Raw genomic sequence first — 3,075 nt, 5'->3', positions numbered from 1 at the left:
CTGCCCCTGCCGTTACGCTACCTGAAGGTGTTGGTCTAAGCATACAGGCTAATCAACTCTCCCTGCGCTATGCGCAAACATTAGAGCTCGCGTTAAATTGTATTGATCTTCAGCTGCCCGCTGGAAAGCGAGCGGTAATTACTGGCAACTCCGGTGCCGGAAAATCGTCTTTAGCCAGTGTGTTGATGGGGCGCTTAAAAGCGACACAGGGTGAGGCGATGGTAGGCGACGTGTCAGCGTGTGAGCTCTCGGCCGAAAACCGTGCTAATCACTTTGCCATGCTCACTCAGCAGGTGGATCTGTTTGATACCTCTATTGCCGAGAACCTGCGTATTGCCAACCCCACCGCAAGCGACGAAAAGCTCTGGGAGGCATTGAGCGCCGTTGCCTTGGATAGCTGGGTTGAGCAACTGCCGAAAGGCTTAGCCACAGCGGTGGGCGAAAAAGGTCAGCAGCTTTCGGGGGGCCAAGGTCGACGTTTGGCATTAGCACGCCTAATGCTATGTAGCCCTCAAGTGGTGATTCTTGACGAGCCGTTTGCAGGCGTTGATGCGGCGACTGCAAACCACATAGCGTCTTCCCTGGATAAATGGCTGATTAATCGAACGGTTATCTTCTTTGTCCATCAAGTCAGTTCGCTGAATCCATTGCCTGGGATCGAGTACCACTGGCATCTAGATGCCGGTAAACTTAGCCAATGCCCGCTTAAATAATTGATAATGAGCGACATTGATTAATTTATAAGACAGCTAGGAGCCCTCCATGCAAGAATTTTTACGCAATCTTCCTAAGGTAGAGCTCCATTTGCATATCGAAGGCTCGCTGGAACCAGAGTTAATGTTTGCGCTAGCGCAGCGCAATGGGATTGAACTGCCTTATACGACAGTTCAAGAAGCCAAAGATGCTTATCACTTCAACGATCTGCAGGGGTTCCTGAACCTCTATTTTCAGGGTATGAGCGTGCTTCGTAACGAGGAAGACTTTTACGACTTGGCGATGGATTATTTCAAGCGCGCGCGAGGGGAGGGCGTTGTGCATATCGACATGCACTTTGACCCCCAGGCGCATCTACAGCGTGGCGTGCCGCTTGAAGTGGTAATGGCTGGGCTATTAAAAGCTAAGCAGGAGGCAGAGGAGGGCCTCGACCTCTCTATCGGCATGATTATGGCTTTTCTACGCGACCGTCCCGCAGAGGAGGCGTTGCATGTACTTGAACAAGCCGCTCCCTATTGGAAAATGCTGGATGCTATCGGTCTAGATAGTGCTGAGCAAAATAATCCACCGGAAAAATTTGTTGAGGTGTTTAAGCGCGCAAAGCAGCTTGGGCTTGTGCGTGTGGCCCATGCCGGTGAGGAAGGCCCCGCAGAGTATATTAAAGAAGCCTTGGATGTACTTGATGTTCAGCGCATTGATCATGGAGTGCGCTGTTTAGAAAGTGATGAAGTAGTTGAGCGTTTGCGCAGCCAGCAGGTTGTTCTAACGGTTTGCCCGCTCTCAAACGTCAGCTTAAAGGTAGTAGAGGATCTGCGTGATCATCCACTGCCTAAGCTTTTGGCTGAAGGGCTCAAAGTGACCATTAGCTCGGATGACCCCGCTTATTTTGGTGGCGGTATGCTGACTAATCACATTGCTTGCGCCGAGGCGTTTGGCTGGGATGAGGCGGTTTTTCGTCAATTAACCCGCAACGCCATTGAAGAAGCTTTTACTACTCAGCAACGTCGCGAAGAGCTGCTGGGTCGCTTAGCTGTAATATAACGTTCCACCGCCTGGTCGCAGTGACCAGGCGGCTGCTCTCGCGAGGGCGATAGTTTTATGTGTCGGTTTAGAGCAATAGTTTAGGGCAGTGCGGGCACGTCAAAATCAGGCATTTCACCGGTTAGTGTATGTAGAAACGCGGTAATATCACTAATGGTGCCTTCATCAAATTCACGTCCAAGCATCTCTTGGCCCATTATCGCGACTGCCTCTTCCAGCGTTTCAGTGGCACCGTTATTCATATACGGGTAGGTCACCGCCACATTGCGCAATGTAGGCGTTCTGAAACGGTACTTGTCGCTCTCTTCTTCGGTCACGACGTAACGACCCAAATCAGTTGATCCTGGTACCTGAATCGCATGGAACTGGCTATCGGTTAAAGCAGGTCCGCGATGGCAGGCGATACAGCCGTTATCAACAAAGGCCACCATGCCGTCTTTAGCTTGTTGGTTAATCGCCTCTAAATCGCCATGTAGGTAACGGTCAAAAGGGGAATTTGGGGTGTTGAGCGTGCGTTGGAAAGCGGCCAGGGCATGGGCCAAATTATCATCGGTGATAGGTTCTTCTTGGTCAGGATAGGCGGCGCTGAATTTTTCCTGATAGAGCTCGAAGCCCACCAGCCGTTCTAGGGCCATTTCTAGATCCATCGCCATCTCTACAGGCGCCTCAATAGGGCCTAGTGCTTGGCCTTCTAAATCAGGTTCCCTGCCATCCCAAAATTGAGAACCTAAAAAGCCGCTGTTCAAGACGGTTGGGGTATTACGTTCACCGACTTGCCCATCGTGGCCAACGGCGCGCGGAATTCGATCAGCCCAGCCAAGCGCTGGGTTGTGGCAGGTAGCACAGCTGATAACGCCGCTAGAAGAGATGCGTGGCTCAAAGAAAAGCATGTTGCCAAGTTCGACCTTCTCCTCTGTTAATGAGTTATTAGCGGGGATAGGTGGGAGGTACGGAAGCGCTTCAAAACGATTGCGATAATTTTCCAAACCATCGTCAGCCATGGCTAAGCTCGCAGCAAGAAGGCTACTCGCCGCCATCGTGGGTAGTAAGGTTGCTTTTATGGTCATGATTATTCTCCCCTGCTTTATAATAGGCGTCTCGGTCTTCAAACGATGAAACTTAGCATTCGCTACCTAATAAGCTTAGGAAAGAGAGGGGTTGTTGTTTTGTCCCAGATCAAATCTTGCGCTGCTTTATGGCGCGTTGCGGATAAGCTCTAATCTTTAACGACTTTTAGTGATAAATATTCGAATCGCTGTTGACCCTGGCGGTGAATCGGGTAGTATACGCACACGTCAACGGGGCACGGCCTCAACGACT

At 50.8% G+C, this 3,075-nt stretch carries 3 protein-coding genes; 2 read left to right on the top strand and 1 reads right to left on the bottom strand.

Annotated elements, in window-relative coordinates:
* On the top strand, positions 1–713 hold a 713-nt coding region (locus KUC_RS20135), incomplete at its 5' end, for an ATP-binding cassette domain-containing protein (protein ID WP_244264826.1).
* A 49-nt stretch (positions 714–762) separates the two neighbouring features.
* On the top strand, positions 763–1,755 hold the full coding sequence (locus KUC_RS16480; protein ID WP_007114369.1) for an adenosine deaminase: 993 nt from the start codon (positions 763–765) through the stop codon (positions 1,753–1,755).
* Between the two features lie 80 nt (positions 1,756–1,835).
* Here KUC_RS16480 and KUC_RS16475 read toward each other — a convergent pair whose 3' ends face one another.
* The gene (locus KUC_RS16475) at positions 1,836–2,822 is read right to left on the bottom strand and encodes a cytochrome-c peroxidase (protein WP_040481291.1); all 987 of its coding nucleotides are present in this window, start codon (positions 2,820–2,822) and stop codon (positions 1,836–1,838) included.
* Between the last annotated feature and the right edge of the window lie 253 nt (positions 2,823–3,075).

Source organism: Vreelandella boliviensis LC1, from assembly GCF_000236035.1.
Taxonomy (GTDB): Bacteria; Pseudomonadota; Gammaproteobacteria; order Pseudomonadales; family Halomonadaceae; genus Vreelandella; species Vreelandella boliviensis.
Note: the sequence above shows the minus strand (reverse complement) of the source record. Positions and strands in the feature narration are given on the sequence as shown.